This is a genomic window from Martinezella tropici (assembly GCF_008370325.1).
Lineage (GTDB): Bacteria > Pseudomonadota > Alphaproteobacteria > Rhizobiales > Rhizobiaceae > Rhizobium > Rhizobium tropici_B.
The window spans coordinates 461435-481181 of the sequence record NZ_VNIP01000003.1; the positions used below are offsets into that span (position 1 = coordinate 461435).

Sequence of the window (19747 nt, forward strand, 5' to 3'; positions counted from 1 at the left end):
GACAGCATTTATGGGAGTCGCCGGTCGAACCGAAGGGGCGGCCCACAGCCGACCGGCGACGACGTGGTCACATAGGCGGAACCACGCCGTTCTTTCCAACGAGGATCTGATGGGCGATCGTGCCGGTCGCAGCCTTCTCGGCCGGGATGAAGACAGTCGCGCCGGGAACGAGATCATCCTTGGTCGCTGGAGCAAAGGTCACGACGGGGGTGCCGTCCGGGATAGAGATCTTCTTTTCCTTGCCGTGATAGGAGACGGTGACCGTCCGGCCGTCGACGCCTTTCACGGCATCCGCCACGGTAGCATTGGTCATGCTGCTATTGGGTTTAAGGTCCCAACCATAGCTGCCCTCGCCTGCTCCCTTCAGGGCCGGTGGGAAGATGAGCACTTCAAGAGCGCCATCGCCACCGCCTTCTTTCGGCAGGGACGCGATGCCGACGAAGTCGCCGGGCTTGATGTCGGTTACCTTTGCGTTTGCGACGCTCGAGACTTTCCAGCCGTCAGCAAGCGCGACGTCGATAGTCTCTCCTTCGCGCGTTTTCACCTTGAGGTTGGATCCACTGTAGTCGACGATGCTACCCCGGACATGGAGCTGTTCGGCCTTCATGTCGTCGGCATGGGCCGGCGAGGCCAGAACCATCGCCGAGGAGATGCCGGACAGCAGAAGCGCGGAGAGAATATTCTTGATCATGCTATATCTTCCTACTAGTTGGTAGTTTTTTGAGACGCGGTTTTTCCTGGGGCGGCTTCGTTCCGCCCCAAGCGTTTATCGAGCGACGGTCGAAGACAGCCGCTGCAAGGTCGGCGCCAGAATAGTGGCGAACACTTCAGGCGCTCCATAAGCTCGCGCCGAAAGCATGGCTCCATGGACGGAAGCCATGAATATCTCTGCCTCAACGCTGGGTTCGCTCGAGAGCTTCAAGGTCCCGTCGTTGGCGCCGCGTTCCATGACGGAGGTGAGCCATGTCGAGATAAAGCGGAAGAAGGCCTTCACCTCAGCCGCGACCTCCGCCGGCAGTGCCGGCAGTTCACTCGCAAGCAGGGCGCAAACGCAGAAAGGTCTGCTTGCATCCTCAATGCACTTCGACCAGTGGCCGGCATAGGTTTTGAGAAGCTCGAGAGGATTCTGCACATTGCTCTGCAGAGCCGCTACTCCTAGCTCTGCGTCCTCGCGATATCGAATGACAAGCGTGCGGACCAGGTCGGCCTTGCTCGGAAAGTGGTGATGGATACTGGCCTTGCGGATCCCAACCACGTCAGCGATATCGGCGTAGCTGAAGCCGTTATATCCTCCGCCCATGATCAGCGTCCGCGCGGACGCCAGAATTTCGTCGGATGTCGTTAAGAGATTGCTCATGCCATTTATCTACCTTCTAGTAGGAAGATCGTCAAGTGCGAAAGTCGGGATTCTTATTTTTTCGTTTGAGCGCAGTGGTGCGGCTCGACGCGACATAGCCGATCCACCCGCAAGCGGCGTGTGCTGCGGCTTCCAATGAGCTTCTGCGTCTCCCCTGCGTGCAAAGTCTCGGTCGTTGAGCGCGCATCTAACAACCGGCGGCAGCGCACCTGGGCAGTGATCGGTCGGGCGCTGGTCGCCTCACCGCGTTGGAACTCACCCGCCCCTATTCGATTATATGAGGAATATCGAGCTGGGCGGCATTCCATGAGGAGCGTGTTGTGAAATTTCTCATCGTCGCCCTGCTGCTTGCGCAGCATGACCTCCTGCTCGGACGATCAACAACAAACCGAACGCCAAGTTCGGGCGGTACTTTCCTGGAGCGCAACGGCGGGCACGATCCTGGAGGCACGCGCGAAAATGCTCGTGCTGGTAACCTGCGAGTGCGGGATCAATTCCGGATTGCATCTCCCAACCGCGAGGGCTTGATCTTACCGGATGTCATTCACCAATCGCAGCATTCGGATCGCGGCCACGATGATCAGCGCTGCCAATCATATGGAACGCTCTATGTCTGGACCTGCTTCAATGGCAAACGAATTTCGATCGCCAATCCGGGCCCCTGCTGATCGACGATAAGCGCCTCGCCGCCATGTGCTATAGCTATTCCGCGCACAACGGAAAGACCCAATCCTGAACCACCTAGAGCGCGTGTCCGGGATTCATCAGCGCGCCAAAATCGTTCGAAGGCGCGTTCACGGCCCGTGTCCTTCAACCCTGGCCCATTATCCGCGATCCGTATGAAAGCGTAATCCGACGTCTGCCCAGTGTGCAATTCGACCTTGCTGCCTGGTGCATATCGGCGGCAATTCTCCAGCAATGCCAACACGGCCTGCCGGATCTTGGTCCGATCAGCCGACGAGACTGCCGGCGCGAAATACCGCTCCAATGTTATTCCGGCGCGTCTCAGTTCCTCCGCGATGGATTCGAGTATGCCCCTCACCTCGCTTGGCAGATCAACCGTATCGAGTTCGAGATCCAATTTTCCGGCGCTACTCAGTGCCAGCGTGCGCAGTTCATCGACGATCGTGGACAAATCGTCTACGTGCGCGATCAGCCGAACGTAAAGATCCGAGCTCGGCTCGAATGTGCCGTCAAGTAAACCTTGCAGTCGGCCGCGAAGAATGGTCAGCGGAGTGCGCAGCTCGTGGGCAATGGACGAGTTGGAATATTTGAGCTCGGCTTCCGCTTTGCTCAAGCGCTCCGCCATCGAATTGAAGTCCTCGACCAAAGCGTGAGCCTCATGGAAAGCGGATCGGACTTTTGGTGCTCTCGTTGTGAAATCGCCCTCCGCGATCGCGCGCGCGGCAGAGGCAACGGCCTCCAGGGGCTCAACTATAGTCTTTGTAAGACGCCAGCCGGCAATGGAGGCCACCATGAGGCCAATCGCGAGAATTATGCCTATCAGGACGAAGTCACTGATCTGCCATTTAGTTTCATCAATATCGGGATAAAGCCATTGCTCGACCCAAACATAGTAGATGGTGATGCCTAGATAGGTGACGATGAAGGCGATCAGCGCCACGATGAGCATCGCCTTAACGATGTGGCCGTTCAGTCTCTTAATCATTACAATCACTCAGTTTGTCGGAAACCTGCGACGAAACAGTCGGACGTTGCCAACTGCCGTAGGTAATCCTGAGCACAATCAAAGGACAGCAAGGTATCGCGATGCCGGATGTCAAAGCCGTTCATTTATCACTTCAGCCGACCTTTTGTCTCTGTGATCGGCAGCATTTCTTTGCCGAGCGGGTCGCACCGTTCCACGAGATCTCCACGAATCGATAGCGCAACGTCCACAATTATCGCCTTAGCTGAGAATGAAGCTGAGTTGTCGATATGGTTCGTTTTTTGCCCGGAATTTTAATGGTCGCGATGCTGTGTGCCATCGTGTTTTCCATTCTCCTCGTTACATCGCAAACCCTCATAAACCAAGAGGGATTCCCCGCTCTGGAAAGGACCTGGCATGACTGAACACCCGCACAAAAGCGGCGTTATAAAATATCCGTTATCAATGCGAATTCTTCACTGGCTGCGTGCAGCTCTGATCTTGGGGCTGCTAGCATCCGGCTGGTATATGACCAGACTCCCACAGGACGACGTCGCGACCTCTGGCTTTTTGTATCCCAATCACAAGCAGTTCGGCGTTCTGGTTTGGCTACTAGCATTGGTACATCTCACCTTGCGTTGGCGATACAGGACCGTCATCCCCCATCCGCCTTCGAACCTCGCACCTTGGGAAAAGTGGCTCTCGCACCTCATCCACCGACTTATCATCGCGCTGACATTGATCACGCCATTGCTCGGTTATTCCATGTCGAGCAGCTTCACGCAGAGCGATGGCGTGCCGTTCTTCGTCATTTCGCAAATTCCGGAGCTCCTGCCCAAAAACGACGCGGCATTTGCGGTATTTCAGGCTCTCCGTAGATACAGCGCCTATACTCTATTGGCCTGCATCATTCTGCATCTCGCGGGAGCATTAAAGCATAGGCTGGAGGACAAGAATGGGAGCACGGACGTACTTCCACGGATGCTTTAGGAACGATTCCAGGAAAAGCGTATAGCGGTTTTCCGCTTGGAATTACGCAAAAACAAGAAGATAGAGCGTTTTCGCGTTTCGAAGAAAAGCGGAAATGCTCTAAGCAGGAAAGAGGCGATTGGTTCATCATCGCCGACCATCGCAGCCATCTCGCGCTTTCAGCCAAGTTCAAGAAGATTTGACGGATAGCGAAATGCGACGTGTCCGAGAAGCTTTTGAAGGTACTCTCGGCGTTCTGTCGAACCTCCGGTATGCGGAATACAGCCATCCCAGACCGCCCCTTGGATAAGCCAGCATGGCCGGCCTCTTTGGCCATGCTTGTCGTCTATGTTTCAGCTCGGCTGTCTCATCTTAGAACGCGAACGAGGACGCGTTGCCCGATGGCCAAGTGTGCATCGCGGGCGACGGTGATAATGCAGTTTGCCGCTCTCATATCGCTTCGCTCCCCGGAATTCTCCGTCGATTTCGCACGCGACAGCACCTTGGACACTCGACTGATGCGCCCCGGAACGATTTGTGACGTGCGTCCTTCGGGAACGATCTCCACGGTCATGCCGGGGCCGACAAGATCGAGATATTCCTCCGGAACGTCTGCTCGCACAATCTTCGGACCATCTGGCAGCAAGACAAACATCTCGCTCATCGCCTGTGCGGAAACGGCCTCGCCGGCCTTCACCGCCTGGCGCACGACGATGCCGTCGGCCGGCGCCTCGATCGAGCGCAGACTTACCTCACGTTTGGCTATTTCGAGACGCTCACGCGCGATGGTCAGAGCCGTCGCGGCGGAATTGGCTTCGATCACCTGCGTCTCATAAGCGTCGCGCGCATCTGCGAGCGCCTGATCCGACACGGCCATGCCGACGGCGGCGCGGCGCATTCTTTCATAGGTCTTTGAAAGGTTCTTCTCCTTGATTTCGAGGAGTTTATGGTGATCATCCGCCTGGGAAACCTCCTGTTCGGCGATGCGGGCAGCGGCTTCTTCCTGTCGGCTGTCCAGAGCGGCGAGCACATCCCCTTTGCGTACATAGGCCCCTTCCATCGCCCGAACCTCGGCAACGACGCCATCGCGGACGGCAGTTATTCGATAGAGCCCTCCTTCCACATCGACAGTCCCACGCGCGGCAGCCGCGATTGCCGGCATCCCTCGCTCGATCGTGTTCGGGCTTTCATCCGCATGCGGGACACCGACGGCCATCCATAAAAGGCCCAATGTCAGGGACGATCCCAACAAGCCGGTCACCCAAAGACGGCGGGAACGCTTAATTTGATCCATGCCAGTACTCTCGTTTATCAATGTTTCGCCCAGAGGCAGGCCGTTCATCATGCAGCAGGCGCCCGTCTTCCATCCTGAGGAGGCGATCAGCTTTCGAAAACAGGCGCGTATCATGTGAAACGCACAGAACAGCCGTTCCCAACAGTCTTGCTGTGTCTCGCAGGATCTCGACGATCCGCTGCCCATTGCTGGTGTCCAGCGCGCTTGTCGGCTCGTCGGCGAACAGGATGGCCGGCTCCTTGACGATTGCTCTTGCGATGGCGACACGCTGTTTTTCCCCGCCCGACAGATGCGAGGGCCGCAAATGCTGGCGATGCAGTAGGCCGACGCGCTCCAGCGCTTCGAGCGCTTTCGCACGAGCTTCGGCTTCAGGGATGTTCAGATAATCTAACGGCACCTGAACCTGTTCGAGAGCCGTCAGAGCAGGAAACAAATTGAAGCCTTGAAAGATAAACCCGCAGTTTTTTAAGCGAAAGGCATCCCGCTGTGCATCTGTCGACGACGAGAGATCGATCTCACCGGCGCGCAGACGTCCGCTGTCCGGCTTGGTCATGCCGCCGAGTGTTGCCAAAAGCGTGCTCTTGCCGCAGCCGGAAGGGCCGCTCAGCACCGTGAACTCACCGCGATAGATCTCGACGGAAATATCAATGAGCGCGTTCGAGCGCACGTTCTGGACGGTGAACGATTTATGGAGATTGAAGGCCGAGATAGCGGACCGCATGAGATCATCTCAACAACGAAGCGGGATCGGCCTGGCGCAGCCGATGAATTGCTAAAAGACAAGCGAGAATTGCCACGACGAGCACAACGAGCGAAGCAAGAAGGACAACGATGCCATCAAGCACGAAGGGAACCTTATAGAGCTGCGCAATAAGGGCTATGAGAAGGCTCAAGCCACCGCTTATGATCAAGCCGGAAATACCGACCCAAGCCGCCTGCTCGGCGACAATGGTTCTCAGGCCGCCAAACGGTACGCCAAGCGCTCGAAGCGTGGCATATTGCGGGAGAGCGCCTGCTACGGCAGCCATCAGGGTTTGGCTGGTTATGAGTGCTCCGATAGTGGCGGCAATAAGCGTCGCAAAGATAAAGGCGATGCCGGCACCGGAATCGAACAGCATATAGTTGGTCGACATGCTTGCCAGCTGTCCCGAAGGCCAGATCTCGAAACGTTCGACGGATGCTCTTCGATTGAGGCGCGTGACTACCGTCGATGGATCGCTGCCGGCCTTCACATTAAAGAGGAAGTAAGTTGCTGCGCCATCATCAGGCAGCGTCTGGTCAAGCATGCGCGCGGTATCGAGCGAACTGACGACATTCACCCCGCCCAGACCGCGAAGCCCGTCAATGAGGCCAACGACGCGCACAGTGTGGCCATTCACCTCCGCTCGATCGCCGGGCTTGGTGGAAAGTTTGTCGCTGTCCGAAGCATCGACAACCACGGCGCCAGGCTCGCGGAGCTGATTGCGTAGATCCGCTGGAACGACCCGGGCCAGTCCGACACTATCGGCTTGCGTATCGACACCCACGACCGTGACACTGACGCCGCCATTGCCCCCGGTCGCGCGCCAATCGCCCGATCCAAGCAGCAGCGGCTCGATATGAGAGACAAGGGGCTCCGAGTACAGGCTCATCAATACGCCAGCCTTGACCGTGCGCCCGAGTTCGACACTTTGAGTACCCGGAAAGCCGACCCAATAATTGGCGTCTGACTGGGACACGTAAAGCGAATTTGCGCTCACAATCCCCAACAGAAGTGCGCCCTGAGCCGTCATGAGCAACCCGGAAAACGCAACGGCCGCAACAGCCGGCAGAAAACGACGCCATTCATAGAGGAGGGTTTTTCGCGCGATCGGTACGGCCATGATCACATCCGCCTTTCCGACGCCCGTGAAGGAATGCCCTGCTCTACGGTGCCTACCGCCTTATGGAAGGCGATGAGGGCGCGAGCCTCGTCTTCGATGCTGTCGGTCAATGAGGCCCGCAGTTCCAGTAGGTCGAGCGCCCCCTTTATGGACTTCGATCTATCTTCAAGACCTTCGCGAACGAGAATGTCGGCGCCATTGCGGACCGTGGTAACGCGTTTCAACCGCGATCTCAGTTCCGCCGTTCTCTGTCGTGCGGCATTGAACTCACGCAGTGCCCTCGACGCTTCTTCATAGGCGACAAGAACGGCCTGCTGATATGCCAGGCCCGCCTCACGGAATTTCGCTTCGCTTGCCGCGACGACATCTTTGCGCCGGCCGAGATCAAATATCGGCATTTGCAGCGACGGCCCGCCGGCGACGCCAAACAACGAGTGACCGGCCGGAGCGCCAATTCCGATTGTTCCCGAAAGGCGCAATTTCGGATAAAGATCGCTTCTTGCAATACCCACCTGCGCCCCGGCCTGAGCGACTGCGAGTTCAGCCCGCACCAGATCAGGCCGCGAGCGCAAGAGATCGGCGGGGCGGCCTTCGATAAGGCTTGTCTGCACGACCGGTTGCGGTTGAGGCTTGAGAATGTCTGCGGCCGGAATGGAGGTTCCTTCCAGGGTCGCGATTTGCTGCGCTGTGATGGCGATCTCATTTTCCAGCTCGAGGCGCTTCGATCTCGCAGCGTCGAGGCTTAATTTCTGTGGTTCGGTTTCGATTGCCGTGGACAGCCCAACCTGCTCCTTGACGCTCGCAAGCTTTGAATTCTTCTCAAGCAACCCGATCATCTCAACGGTGTCGGCGTGACGTCTCTGAAGGGCCCGAAGGTGAACATAGCTGGCAGCAACTTCCGCCGTTACCGCCAATCTTGCTGCCGCCAGATCCGCATTCGCGATTGCCGCACTTAGGTCAGCCGATCTCTGCGTTAGTTTGTCCTGCCCGAAAAGTGCCGCCTCCCAGCTGGCCTCGAGGTTCAATTGCAGCGGACGTCGCGTGAAATCATTGTTCACGCGAGAGCCGGTCGAGGCGTTTGCAAGCGCGATGCCGCCGACCTCGGGGCGATAGCCTGCAATCGCCGAATGAGCCATGGCCCTCGCCGCCGCGAGATTCTGTCGGGCCTGTGCAACGGTCAGATTGCTATTGGCAGTGCGGGCAACAAGTGACGACAACGTCTTATTGTGGAAACTTTCCCACCACGCGGGGCCACCTGCTTCCGCGCGCGAGATCCCATGCGAGGCTCCCGCATAGGCTTCGGGCAAGCGAGGAGGTGTGGCGGGCGGAACTAAATCCATCGTTTGACAAGCCGGCAATATCAATGTGAGAGCCATGATCGACAAGAGATACAGCCACTTGCGCTCGCTATGCGATATATGATGAGCTTCCTCTTGGCCCATGCCGCGCAGTCGGTACGCAATACTGTAAGATCTGCCGATCATCATCTTGTCACTACGCGATTCATTTCGTGGCCCTGGCAGTCGCATAGGCTTCCAGCCGCTATGGCATCTCATCAATGTCTTGATTCGATCTAATATTCGTCGTGAGATTAATTGATGTTTCGCCAGTTCCCGATCTCGGTATAGAAGTAGGATTGCGAGTAGTTTCGAGACCAGTAGGAATCGATGTCGAAGGAAACGACGGCGATACCTGATCTTTCCGCGATGTGAATGTAGCGTGATATCGGCACTCGTTGATGGTTGTATTCGACGTCGATATCGGCGGCAGGCATCCATCCGCTTCGCCCCGAAACGGTGACATCGCACCATCTATACTCTCTTGTGCATCCGGACATATGAACGCGGGAGCCTGTCATCACCATTCCGACGGCGGGGAATCGGTCGTTTGGTCCCGAGCGAAGCACCACATCGGTCTTCGAATACTCGATTGCAGCTGCATGAACGACCATCGGACATGCAGCCGACAGAACGCTCGCGAGCAGGATCTGCTTTACTTCGGCCCGGAACTTCATGTTTCGATGGCATCCTTCTCGACCATTTTGCGGCTGCCCCACATCTATGACCCTCATGGCCGGGAATGTTCCGCAACGATTGCCGGCGATATAGCCCGTTTTTGTGCAGGTTCTGTGGAGGTCGCATGCAGGTCGAGTGAAGACGGCACGGAAGAGTGAATATGCGCCTTCCCGTCATGTCAGATGTATGGACAGGTACAATTTGCTGGCAGCAGCGGCTTGCCTGCTGACGATCCGCCGCTTCGCAAATTCTCAAGCAAACGTCCACGCAATCTCCACGCAATCATGCTGAGTTTGCGAACGCCTATTACACGACAGACGCTATTGGACAGGAACATGCAAACGCCGGATGAATCCGATCTATTGAAGCTCCTCAGGAGAATTCTTCGTGACGGCATCTATGAGGTTGCTAATTTTGCAGATGTCGATCGCAAGACGACAAGATTGCTGGCACAAGCGCTCAGTCTCCGAGTGATCAGAGAGGATAGCGCGGGCTGGAACAATGGCGCGCGCTATGTGCTTACAGATGATGGCCGCCGTGCCCTTGGTTTGCAAATAGACTGGTGGATGCCGGAAGATTTGCGGCGAACGATCTCTCCGGAAGCGGAAGCCTTAAACATTCAAGGTGGTCAGGCACGCCCCTGCCAGCCAGTAACCGCGATGCGTTCACAGGGAAACAGAGTTGTACGCACCGTCCTTGAGTGTACGCCGGCAATCTGCCTCATTGCCGTGATCTGTGGCATCATTCTTGTCACTATGGTCGGCGGCCGCCTTGTTTCCCATTAATGCGAGCACTTCACCGCTCCGATGGGAGGCGATATCGGGTAGGCTGCCGATTGAGGCTGTTGCTAACCGAAATCGCCAAGGCGGTATCCCACTCCCCTGACGCCGTTGAGGAGATCGCCGACGCCGGCGGCATCCAGCTTCTTGCGCAGCTTGCTCATATGGCTGTCGACGGTTCGGTCGAGCGCATCGCCCTCGGGCAGGCAGGCATCGACGATCTCGCCCCGCTCGAAAGCCCTGTTGGGAAAGCCCGCCATATATTCGAGGATGCGGAACTCGGTCCGCGTCAGGCTCAGCGGAACGCGGCTCTTGCCGTCCTCGACCACCACCATATGCGCCACCGGATCGATCGCCAGCCTGCCGATCCGCAAGACCTTGTTGCTCGCATTGCCCGAACTGCGTCTCAGAACGGCGCGCGCCCGCGCCACCACCTCGACGGGATTGAACGGCTTGACCACATAATCGTCGGCGCCGGAGCGCAGCCCATGCAGCTTGTCGAGGTCGTCGGCAAGCGCGGTCACCATGATGACCGGCGTGTCGCCGCGCTGGCGGATGGTGGCCAGCACCGTGTGGCCGTCGAGCTTCGGCAGCTTGACATCGAGGACGACCAGATCCGGTCTCAGCCGCTGGTGATGCGAGAGCGCGATCTCGCCATCGGCCGCCGTCAGCACGCGAAAACCCTCGCGCTCGAAATAGCGCTCGAGAATGTCCGAGATTTCCGCCTCGTCCTCGACGATCAGTATCAGTGCATTTTCCATCCAAGGCTCCTTCCCGAAGAAGAAACGCCAGACAGGGCCTCCGCGTCAACGCTTGCGCGCCCGCCTTCACGAAACCTCCACAAAACGTCGACCAAAGGCCAACAGTGCAGATGTTTTCTTAGGCTCGGACGACCTGCCCCTGCGGCTCGCAATGAGCGCTGAATCGGTTTTCTTCAGAATAGGTTTCTGCCGTCAAGGCGCGGCGACCTATTCGCCCTGTTACGGTCAATTGGGAATACATCTATGCGATCTGCATTCGAACTGCCTTGCTGGAAGGCACTATTGGCGGCGACAGCCATGCTCGCGCTGGTTTCAAGCCAGGCGCGCAGCCAGGAGAGCAGCGAGGTGCCTCCTCCTGCCGTCGGCGTGCTCGAAATCAAGGCGCATCCGGTCCCGGTCATGAGCGAGCTTCCCGGGCGCATTGCCGCAACCAGGATTTCCGAGGTGCGCGCGCGCGTTTCCGGGATCCTGCTGGAGCGCGTCTTCGAACAAGGCAGCCTCGTGCACCGGGGCGACATCCTCTACCGCATCGATCCGAAGCTATTCCAGGTCCGCGTCGCAAGCGCCAACGCGGCACTGCAGAAGGCGAAAGCAGTGCAGGCCAATGCCAAGCAGCAGCTTGAGCGCCAGCGTTCGCTGCGCGAGCGTAATGTCACAAGTGCGGTCGATTACGATACGGCCGCCGTCAATCTCGCCCAGGCCGACGCCGATGTCGCGGCACAAGAAGCGGCTCTCGACGAAGCGAAGATCAATCTCGATTATACCGAGGTGCGGGCACCCATCACCGGCATCATCGGCGGCGCTCTCGTGACAGAAGGAACGCTCGTGACCGCCGAGGGTGCGTCCAACCTGGCGCTCATTCAGCAGATCAATCCCGTCTATGCCGACTTCACGCAGTCGGCGCAGGATCTCCTCACATTGAAGCGCGCCGTCAGCGAAGGCAAGCTGCAGAGCCCGGCACCCGGACAGGCAAGCGTCGAACTCGTATTCGACAGCGGAAAAGCCTATGGCAAGCCGGGCAAGCTGTTGTTTTCGAACGCAAGCGTGGATCCCAATACGGGTCAGGTGACGCTGCGCGCGGAATTCCCCAACCCGGAAGGTGATCTCCTGCCGGGCATGTATGTGCGTGTGCGCATCGAGCAGGCCGTTCAACGGGGAGGCATTACCGTTCCGCAAAGAGCCGTGACACGCGATGCCGAGGGAAAACCTCAAGTGCTCGTCGTCGTCGCCGACCAGACGGCTCAAGTGCGCAACGTCGTTCTCGGTGCGGCTCTCGGCCCCGAATGGATCGTCCTCTCCGGACTGCAGGACGGCGAAACCATCATCGCCGACGGCATCCAGAAAGTCACGCCGGGGAGCAAGGTCGTCGCCGAACCCTGGTCGCCGCAAAAGGCCGATCAGAGCATCTCAGACCAGGCCGCAAAGTAAATCACACATGGCACAGTTCTTTATCAAGCGCCCCGTTCTCGCATGGGTCTTCGCATTCTTCATCATGATCGCGGGAATCATTACGATCCCCCTATTGCCGGTCGCGCAATATCCCGCCGTCGCCCCTCCGCAGCTTTCCATCTCCGCCTCCTATCCCGGCGCTTCGCCGCAGGAAATCTATCAGGGCGTCACCCGCCTGATCGAGGAGGAGCTCAATGGCGTCCACGGCATCGTCGATTTCGAGTCGACGTCGGACAATTCCGGCTCCGTGAGCATCAACGCCACATTCCGTTCCGGAACGGATATCGGCAAGGCGACGGTCGACGTGCAGAACGCGGTTCGCCGCGTTGAAGCGAGGCTCCCGCAGACGGTCAGGACCCGAGGCATCCAGGTCGAAGAGGCCAGCGCCGGCTTCCTGCTGATCGCGGCTTTGACCTCCACCGACGGCAAGATCGACGAGATCGCGCTCGGCGACTACGTCAACCGCAACATTCTCGGCGAACTTCGGCGACTGCCGGGTGTCGGCCGGGCGCAGCTCTTCGCCTCGCAGCGGGCGCTGCGCGTCTGGATCGACCCGGATAAGATGGTCGGTCTTCATCTGACGGCAGCCGATATCAGCGCCGCGATCACCGCGCAGAACGCGCAAGTGGCCGCGGGTCAGATCGGCGCAACTCCGAATCCGGTCGGCCAGGATCTGACTGCAACCGTCATCGTCGAAGGGCAGCTCAGCAGTGCAAAGCAGTTCGGCGAGGTGATCCTGCGGGCCAATCCGGACGGCTCGACGGTTCGCCTGCGCGATATCGCGCGCATCGAGGACGGCGCGGAAAACTATTCGACCGCAAGCCGGCTCAACGGCAATCCGAGCGCCGGCCTTGCCATCCAGCTTTCCTCGACGGGCAACGCTGTCGCGGTTTCCAAAGCCGTGAAGGCGAAGATGGACGAACTGTCGAAGTTCTTCCCCAAGGGCGTCGAGTATTCGATACCCTACGACACCAGCCCCTTCGTCAACGCCTCGATCGAGAAGGTCGCGCACACGCTTTTGGAGGCGATCGCGCTCGTCTTCATCGTGATGTTCATCTTCCTGCAGAACTTGCGCTACACGCTCATCCCGACGCTGGTCGTACCGATCGCGCTGCTCGGAACCTGCGCGATTATGTATGCAACAGGATTCTCCATCAACGTCCTGACCATGTTTGCCATGGTTCTAGCGATCGGTATCCTTGTCGACGACGCGATCGTCGTGGTCGAAAACGTCGAGCGCATCATGGCGGAAGAGGGTTTGCCGCCGAAAGCCGCAACGCAGAAGGCGATGAAGCAGATAACCGGCGCCATCCTCGGCATTACGCTGGTGCTTTCCTGCGTCTTCATTCCGATGGCATTCTTTCCGGGCGCGTCCGGCATCATCTATCGCCAGTTCTCGCTGACCATGGTCGTCTCGATCATGTTCTCCGCCTTCCTGGCGCTGTCGCTGACGCCGGCGCTCTGCGCTACGCTCCTGAAACCGATCAACGGCGGCCATCATGGCAGGGAGGGGCTCGGCGGCTGGTTCAATCGCAAGTTCGACGGGATGACCGCCAGCTACACCAAGACCGCCGCCGGTCTTGCGCGGCGGTCCTGGCGAATGATGGCCGTCTACCTCGCGCTCGTCGTGGGCCTCGGCTATCTTTTCGTCAACCTGCCGGGCTCCTTCGTGCCAGAGGAGGATCAGGGCATCCTGATCGTCGACATACAAGGGCCGCCGGAGGCGAGCGCCAATCGCACGATCGCCTCGCTGAAGCAGATCGAGGCCATCTTCAGGGCCGAACCCGCCGTCGAAAACATCTTCGCCGTCCAGGGCTTCAGCTTCTCGGGCAACGGGCCAAACGCAGCCATCGCCTTCGTGACCCTCAAGGATTGGAGCGCACGGCCTGCAGGCAGCTCGGTGCCGGAAATCGCCGGACGCGTCAATGCACAGCTTGCTGGCCTGAAGGACGCCACCTCCTACGCGCTTTCACCGCCGCCGATCGAAGGCTTCGGTACGACGAGCGGCTTCTCCTTCAGGCTGCAGGACCGCGCGGGGCGCGGACAAAAGGCACTTAAACAGGCCGGAGAAGAGCTGATGGCGAAGGCAACACAGAGCAGCATGGTCACGAACGTGCGCCTGGAAGGCATGCAGGAGGCCGCACAGATCAAGCTTGCCATCGACCGCGAAAAGGCAAACACGTTCGGCGTCAGCTTCACCGACATCAACGAAGCCATCACCGCGAGCCTCGGCTCCTCCTATATCAACGATTACCCCAATGCAGGGCGCATGCAGCAGGTCATCGTGCAGGCGGATGGCCGCAGCCGTATGCAGGTAGAAGATATGATGAAGCTGAATGTCCGCAATGCCAGCGGCGGAATGGTTCCGCTCTCGTCCTTTGCGACCGCCAACTGGCGCAAGGGCGATCCTCAGATCGTCGGCTATAACGGCTATCCGACGATCCGCATCACCGGGCAAGCGGCCGAGGGCAAGTCTTCGGGCGCGGCCATCGCCGAGATGGAACGCCTTGCCGCAGAACTTCCGCAAGGTTTCGGCTATGAGTGGTCCGGCCAGTCGCGCGAGGAAATTTCCTCCGGCAGCCAGGCGCCGATCCTCTTCGGTTTCAGCATCCTCTTCGTCTTCCTGCTGCTCGCAGGCCTCTACGAGAGCTGGTCGATCCCGTTATCAGTCATGTTGGTGGTGCCGCTCGGCATTATCGGCTGCGTGCTGGCGGCAATCCTTCGCGACATGCCGAACGACCTCTATTTCAAAGTCGGCCTGATCGCAATCATCGGCCTGTCGGCAAAGAACGCCATCCTGATCGTCGAATTCGCGAGGGATTATTATGCCGAGGGCAGGTCCCTTCTTGAAGCGGCGGTCGAGGCGGCGCGCATCCGCTTCCGTCCGATCGTCATGACGTCGCTTGCCTTCACGCTTGGCGTCGTGCCACTGGCGACCGCCAGCGGACCAAGTGCCGCCAGCCAGAACGCGATCGGCACCGGCGTCCTCGGCGGCATGATCTCGGCCACAATCCTTGCAGTCTTCTTCGTCCCGGTCTTTTTCGTCTTTGTGCTGTCCCTCCTCCGGACCAAAAGACCGGTCGAAGAGAAAGGTGCGGGTGCTAACGTCCCGCCCGCACCGACCGCCCATCCCTGATCCGGATGGGCAACGCCTGCCCGGTGACGGGCATGCGTCAAACGTCCCAATCTCAGCGAACGAGACAATCGTTCCGAGACCATATATCTAGGTGTCCCATGCAACCGAATCCCTGGCTCGTTCTCGTCGCGGTCATCGCGGCCTTCGTACCGGTGGTGGTGGATATGACGATCCTCCATATCGCCATCCCCTCGCTGACCGTTGCGCTGGAAGCGTCCGGAAACCAGGTCCTCTGGATCATCGACATATATCCGCTTGTGATGGCCGGCCTTCTCGTCCCCATGGGCACGCTTGCCGATCGCGTCGGTTACCGCAAGATGCTGCTGCTCGGCCTCGGCATCTTCACCATCGCCTCCATCGCCGCGGCATTTTCACCGAACGCTCCGGCGCTGATCGCGGCTCGCGCCGCTCTCGGTATCGGATCGTCAATGATCATGCCCTGTGTCCTGGCGCTCGTTCGGCAGGCGTTCGACGACGACGCCGAGCGGGCGACGGCACTCGGCATCTGGAGCGTGGTCGGCACGGCGGGCGCTGCAATCGGCCCGCTTGTCGGCGGCCTGCTTCTCGAGCGCTTCTGGTGGGGCTCGGTCTTTCTCGTCAACGTTCCCGTCATGGCGGCAGTCATCCCGATGGTCGCCGTGCTGGTGCCGACGCAGCGGGGTAACCGACAAACGGCCTGGAATCCATGGCAGGCGCTGGTGCTGGTTGCCGGATTGATCCTGACCGTCTTCGGCATCAAGTCCGGCGTCAAGGACGGGCTTCACGCATCATCCGCAGCTGCGCTGATCGGTGGCGCTGCAATACTTGTCTGGTTCGGGTGGATGCAGGTCTCTTCCCGGAACCCGATCCTCGACCTCTCGCTGCTAAGAAAGCCCGCCATCGCCGTCGGCCTGCTGATGGCCTTCATCGCCAGCGGATCGCTCGCCGGTTTCGAACTCGTGCTCGCGCAGGAGCTGCAGTTCGTTCTCGACAAGACGCCTCTGGAGGCTGGCGTCTTCATGCTGCCGCTGGTCGGTGCCGCCGCCGTGGGCGGCCCGCTCGGGGGCCGGCTGGCGAGCCGCTTCGGTCTTCGCGCGGTCGCATCGCTATCGATGGCGGCATCGGCCGCGTCGCTGCTCGCGATTTCGTTCACTGATTTCGGGCGGCACGACTACCTCGTTGCCTTCCTATTGGCGATTTTGGGATTTGCGCTGGGTGTCGGCCTTCTGGCTTCTTCGATCGCGATCATGGGAAGTGCGCCGAAGGAAAGTGCCGGTGCTGCCGGCGCGCTTGAAAGCACAGGCTACGAGTTGGGTGGCGGCCTGGGTGTCACCATGTTCGGCGTTCTCGTAAACTCGATCTACCGATCTTCCTTTTCAGGACCGTCCGCTGCGCCACAGGGCGCAACGCATTCGATCGGCGAAGCAATGGCTGCAGCAAAGGATCTCGGCGGCGATATGGGCACGTCAATCGCAGATGCAGCCAAGACGGCCTTCCTGCAGGCTCACGGATCAGTATTGATCCTCGTGGCGACAATGATTGCCATCCTCGCCCTCGTTGTCTTCATCGCACTTCGAGGAGCGCCCGCCGCCGATCATCACTGAGGCATGTCGCGCAAAAGAGCTGCGGAGTTTTGCGCGACATGTCCTAACAAAAGACATGGGCAGCATCCGGATCGAACTCCAGGTGCACATTGTCACCACGGCTGAGACCGGAGATGGCCTCGTGGCCGAAGGGCAGCCGCACGGAGAGGGTCTCACCGGCGGCGATCCGTGTCGTCACATGCACATTGTTGCCAAGGAAAGTGATGTCGTTGACGGTCGCGCTGAGGCCATTGCTTACGCCCGCTTTGCGCCCGAGGCGGATGCGTTCCGGCCGCAACATCAGGGCCGCACGGCTGCCCGATGTCGGCCGTCCGTGAACCGGAATGCTCTCGAAAACAGTCTTGTCACCGAGCGAGATCGTCGCTTGCCCATTGTCCGAGGACAGCAGATGGCAGGAGATGAAATCGCTGTCGCCGATAAACTCGGCAACGAAGCGGGTGCGCGGATTGGCGTAAAGTTCCGGCCCCGTTCCGATCTGGTCGATGACGCCCTTTGAGAAGACGGCGATGCGATCCGAAAGCCGCAGCGCCTCCTCCTGATCATGCGTGACATAGAGGATCGTCACTTCCGTCTGCTGGTGGATACGCCGGATCTCGTGCTGGATCTCCTCGCGCAGCTTCTTGTCGAGCGCCGACAGCGGCTCGTCCATCAGCAGCACCGGCGGATCATAGGCGAGCGCTCTCGCAAGGGCCACGCGCTGCTGCTGGCCGCCCGACATCTGCGCGGGCTTGCGATCCTCGAAGCCTTCGAGCCGGACGAGACGCAGCATTTCCTTAACGCGGCTGTCGACCTCGGCCTTGGACTTGCGGCGAACCTTCAGCGGAAAGGCGATATTCTCTCCGACAGTCAAATGCGGAAACAATGTGTAGCGCTGAAACACCATGCCGATATTGCGCTTGTGCGACGGCGTCGACAGCAGCGTCTCGCCGTTCAACTGAATATCGCCCTTGGTCGGGTTTTCGAAACCGGCGAGGATATAGAGCGTCGTGCTCTTGCCCGAGCCGGAGGGGCCGAGAAAGGTCAGGAATTCGCCGCGCTTAACCTCGAGATTGACGTCGTGGACTGCGACGACAGGCCCGTATTCCTTGCGGATGCCTTTGATCTTCAGGAAGGATTCGCTCATGATTTCAGAACCTTGCGTACGATCGCGGCCAGTGTCATCAACATGACCGTCAACAGAATGAGAAGTGTGGAGGCAGCAGCGACGACCGGGGTCAGATCCTGCCTGAGCGTCGCCCAGACTTTCACCGGCAGCGTCTGCAGCGTCGGGCTCGCCATGAAGATCGCCACGACCACCTCGTCCCAGGATGTCAGGAACGAGAAGACGGCGGCCGAGAACAATCCGTGGCTGATGGCAGGCAGCGTGACCCTGATCTTCGCCTCGATCGGGGAAGCGCCACAGAGCACGGCGGCATCCTCGATCGACTTGTCGAAGCCTTCGAGCGCGCCGGAGATCGACAGGATGGAAAAAGGCAGCGCCAGGACAAGATGGGACAGCACGAAGCCGATCAAGGTGCCCCCCAACCCGATCCGCAGGAAGAAGGCATAGAGGGCGACGGCGAAGACGACGACGGGGAGGATCATCGGCGTCAGGAACAGCGCCTTCAACGCGTCGCGAAACAGGAATTTTCCGCGCACGAGGCCGAAGGAGGTCACGAGGCCGAGCAGCACCGAAAGCACGGTGACGATCGCCGCGATCCTGAAGCTCGTCCAAGCGGACGCCAGCCATTGCGGATCGGAAAGCAGTTCCGCGTACCAGCGCCATGTCCAACCCGGCGGTGGAAAGATCAGCCACTGCGACGAGCCGAACGACAAGGCCGCAATGAACAGGATCGGCATGAGGAGAAAAGCCGCGGTCAGGACCGTGATCGCTAGAAGCACATATTTCCACCAACCAAGGCGATCGAAATTCAACAGCATCTCAGCGCCCTCCCGTATTCTGGACGCCGAACAGCCGCAGCTGCACGGCATAGAGCGACAAGGTAACGACAAGCAGGACGAAGGCAGCCGCCCCGCCCATGCCCCAATTGACCAGAGATTGCACGAACTGCGCGATGAGCTCCGCCAGCATCATGTTCGCCGTGCCACCCAAGAGCGAAGGCGTCACGTAGTAGCCGAGCGACATGACAAACACCATCAGGGCACCCGCCATCATGCCGGGAGCGGCAAGAGGCAGCAGGACGCGGGTGAGGCACTGCAATCGGTTCGCCCCGCAGAGGGCTGCCGCCTGCAACACGGCCGGATCGATCTTCCTGATGACGCCGTAGAGGGGCAGGATGATGAAAGGCAGCATGATATAGGCCATGCCGATCGTCACGCCGGTGAGATTGTTGACGAGAGCGAGCGGCTTGTCGACGAGGCCCATGCCGACGAGCATCTTGTTGATCAATCCCGTACGCTGCAAGAGCACCATCCAGGTATAGGTGCGGGCAAGCAGGTTGGTCCACATCGACAGAAGGAGGATCGCAAAGATCAGGGAAGCCCACCTCGACGGCATGATCGCCAGCGTCCAGGCGACGGGAAAGCCGATCAGCAGCGATATGACGGTGACGAGGCCCGACACGATGAAGGTGTTCGCGAAGATCTTCAGATAGGTCTCGGAGCCCAGCAATTCGGCATAATTGCCGAAGCCGAATGTCGGCTCCAGCACGCTGCGCAGGAGCAGCGCGATGACCGGAAATATGAAAAAGATCGTCACGAAGGCGAGAGCCGGCGCCACCTGGGTAAATCCGGTGGGCTTTGCCGCCTTGCGTGCCGGAGCGGCCTCGTCCGCAACGTCAATATATGTCGACATGGCAATTCCTTCCCACCAGGGGCGCAGCGGGCAGCGATCGCCGCCAGCAGGCCCGGACCTCGCATTGCCCCACCGCGGACCTTAATCCGCGGTGGCGTAG

Annotated in this window: 18 protein-coding genes; 6 read left to right on the plus strand and 12 right to left on the minus strand. The window is 59.4% G+C overall.

The genetic code is table 11. From position 1 onward, the window contains the following. Positions 1–67: 67 nt before the first annotated feature. Entirely contained in the window at positions 68–691 is a 624-nt protein-coding gene (locus FP026_RS04980) for a hypothetical protein (RefSeq protein WP_149633507.1), read from the minus strand. Positions 692–766: 75 nt separating this feature from the next. Beyond that, positions 767–1357 (minus strand): TetR/AcrR family transcriptional regulator, encoded by a 591-nt coding sequence (locus tag FP026_RS04985; protein ID WP_149633508.1) that lies wholly within the window; start codon positions 1355–1357, stop codon positions 767–769. 320 nt (positions 1358–1677) lie between these two features. Here FP026_RS04985 and FP026_RS04990 point away from each other — a divergent pair, with 320 nt between their 5' ends. Beyond that, a complete protein-coding gene (locus FP026_RS04990) occupies positions 1678–2025 on the plus strand; it encodes a hypothetical protein (protein WP_149633509.1) in 348 nt (115 codons plus the stop codon). Here the strand turns inward: FP026_RS04990 and FP026_RS04995 are convergent. Continuing rightward, the gene (locus tag FP026_RS04995; protein ID WP_246665241.1) at positions 1965–3026 is read right to left on the minus strand and encodes an ATP-binding protein; all 1062 of its coding nucleotides are present in this window, start codon (positions 3024–3026) and stop codon (positions 1965–1967) included. The genes FP026_RS04990 and FP026_RS04995 overlap by 61 nt on opposite strands. A gap of 396 nt (positions 3027–3422) precedes the next feature. Here FP026_RS04995 and FP026_RS05000 point away from each other — a divergent pair, with 396 nt between their 5' ends. Beyond that, positions 3423–3995: a cytochrome b gene (locus FP026_RS05000; protein ID WP_149633510.1), complete on the plus strand. Its 573-nt coding sequence runs from the start codon at positions 3423–3425 to the stop codon at positions 3993–3995. Positions 3996–4341: 346 nt separating this feature from the next. Here the strand turns inward: FP026_RS05000 and FP026_RS05005 are convergent, their stop codons facing one another. The 5 genes from FP026_RS05005 to FP026_RS30910 are packed head-to-tail and all read right to left on the minus strand — an operon-like array spanning position 4342 to position 9201. Next, on the minus strand, positions 4342–5268 hold the full coding sequence (locus FP026_RS05005) for an efflux RND transporter periplasmic adaptor subunit (RefSeq protein WP_149633511.1): 927 nt from the start codon (positions 5266–5268) through the stop codon (positions 4342–4344). Beyond that, on the minus strand, positions 5255–5989 hold the full coding sequence (locus tag FP026_RS05010) for an ABC transporter ATP-binding protein (protein ID WP_149633512.1): 735 nt from the start codon (positions 5987–5989) through the stop codon (positions 5255–5257). Before FP026_RS05010 ends, FP026_RS05005 begins: the two co-directional genes overlap by 14 nt. Positions 5990–5993: 4 nt before the next feature. Continuing rightward, positions 5994–7130, minus strand: coding sequence for an ABC transporter permease (locus tag FP026_RS05015; RefSeq protein WP_149633513.1), 1137 nt, complete (start codon positions 7128–7130; stop codon positions 5994–5996). A 2-nt stretch (positions 7131–7132) separates the two neighbouring features. After that, the gene (locus tag FP026_RS05020) at positions 7133–8686 is read right to left on the minus strand and encodes a TolC family protein (RefSeq protein ID WP_432444094.1); all 1554 of its coding nucleotides are present in this window, start codon (positions 8684–8686) and stop codon (positions 7133–7135) included. A 35-nt stretch (positions 8687–8721) separates the two neighbouring features. Continuing rightward, positions 8722–9201, minus strand: coding sequence for an SH3 domain-containing protein (locus FP026_RS30910; RefSeq protein ID WP_149633514.1), 480 nt, complete (start codon positions 9199–9201; stop codon positions 8722–8724). A gap of 279 nt (positions 9202–9480) precedes the next feature. On the opposite strand from FP026_RS30910, the gene FP026_RS05030 reads away from it, so the two are divergent. Next, positions 9481–9930, plus strand: coding sequence for a hypothetical protein (locus FP026_RS05030; RefSeq protein WP_149633515.1), 450 nt, complete (start codon positions 9481–9483; stop codon positions 9928–9930). 62 nt (positions 9931–9992) lie between these two features. Here the strand turns inward: FP026_RS05030 and FP026_RS05035 are convergent, their stop codons facing one another. Further along, the gene (locus FP026_RS05035; protein ID WP_149633516.1) at positions 9993–10685 is read right to left on the minus strand and encodes a response regulator; all 693 of its coding nucleotides are present in this window, start codon (positions 10683–10685) and stop codon (positions 9993–9995) included. 243 nt (positions 10686–10928) lie between these two features. Here FP026_RS05035 and FP026_RS05040 point away from each other — a divergent pair, with 243 nt between their 5' ends. From FP026_RS05040 to FP026_RS05050, 3 genes are all read left to right on the plus strand, one after another. Next, positions 10929–12113: an efflux RND transporter periplasmic adaptor subunit gene (locus FP026_RS05040; protein WP_149633517.1), complete on the plus strand. Its 1185-nt coding sequence runs from the start codon at positions 10929–10931 to the stop codon at positions 12111–12113. 7 nt (positions 12114–12120) lie between these two features. Further along, on the plus strand, positions 12121–15270 hold the full coding sequence (locus tag FP026_RS05045; protein ID WP_149633518.1) for an efflux RND transporter permease subunit: 3150 nt from the start codon (positions 12121–12123) through the stop codon (positions 15268–15270). Positions 15271–15368: 98 nt separating this feature from the next. Further along, positions 15369–16853: an MFS transporter gene (locus tag FP026_RS05050; RefSeq protein WP_149633519.1), complete on the plus strand. Its 1485-nt coding sequence runs from the start codon at positions 15369–15371 to the stop codon at positions 16851–16853. Between the two features lie 43 nt (positions 16854–16896). On the opposite strand, the gene FP026_RS05055 is transcribed toward FP026_RS05050, so the two are convergent. From FP026_RS05055 to FP026_RS05065, 3 genes are read right to left on the minus strand one after another with little or no spacing between them, the layout of a single operon-like run. Further along, positions 16897–17976: an ABC transporter ATP-binding protein gene (locus tag FP026_RS05055; RefSeq protein ID WP_149633520.1), complete on the minus strand. Its 1080-nt coding sequence runs from the start codon at positions 17974–17976 to the stop codon at positions 16897–16899. Continuing rightward, positions 17973–18773, minus strand: coding sequence for an ABC transporter permease (locus FP026_RS05060; RefSeq protein ID WP_149633521.1), 801 nt, complete (start codon positions 18771–18773; stop codon positions 17973–17975). The genes FP026_RS05055 and FP026_RS05060 overlap by 4 nt, the downstream gene beginning before the upstream one ends. 1 nt (position 18774) lies before the next feature. Continuing rightward, positions 18775–19647, minus strand: a complete 873-nt coding sequence (locus FP026_RS05065; protein ID WP_149633522.1) for an ABC transporter permease — start codon at positions 19645–19647, stop codon at positions 18775–18777. Positions 19648–19747: the final 100 nt, after the last annotated feature.